The sequence below is a fragment of the Staphylococcus sp. HMSC056G08 genome (genome assembly GCF_001812305.1).
Lineage (GTDB): Bacteria > Bacillota > Bacilli > Staphylococcales > Staphylococcaceae > Staphylococcus > Staphylococcus simulans.
The window spans coordinates 1-542 of record NZ_KV808516.1 but is presented as its reverse complement, the minus strand read 5'-3'; the positions used below and the strand labels follow the sequence as shown (position 1 = coordinate 542).

The 542-nt window shown below is 34.7% G+C and carries 1 protein-coding gene; it reads left to right on the top strand.

The genetic code is table 11. The annotated features are described in order from the left end of the window. Positions 1 to 542: tyrosine-type recombinase/integrase (locus tag HMPREF2846_RS10430; RefSeq protein ID WP_176745488.1), on the top strand; the 542-nt coding region annotated here is incomplete at both ends.

Sequence of the window (542 nt, the reverse complement as noted above, 5' to 3'; positions counted from 1 at the left end):
CTAGAGCAATTGAACAGTCATCTTGATAAATTACCCGAATATATAGCTACGATGACTATGATTGTTCAAGAATGTGGAATGAGGATAAGTGAATTGTGCACCTTGAAAAAAGGCTGTTTATTAGAGGACAAAGATGGAGATTACTTTTTAAAGTATTATCAATGGAAAATGAAAAAGGAGCATATAGTTCCAATATCTAAAGAGGTAGCTTTACTTATTAAAGTTCGGGAAGATAAAGTTTCAGAGGAATTTCCAGATAGTGAATACCTCTTCCCAAGAAAAGATGGATCGCCATTAAAACAAGAAACATTTAGAGGCGAGTTAAATAAATTAGCTTATGAGCAAAATATAGTGGATAAATCAGGCGAGATTTATAGATTCCATGCCCATGCCTTTCGCCATACAGTAGGAACAAGAATGATTAACAACGGGATGCCCCAGCATATTGTGCAGAAATTTTTGGGGCATGAAAGCCCAGAAATGACAAGCAGATACGCTCATATCTTTGATGAAACTCTAAAAAATGAATTTACTAAATTTCA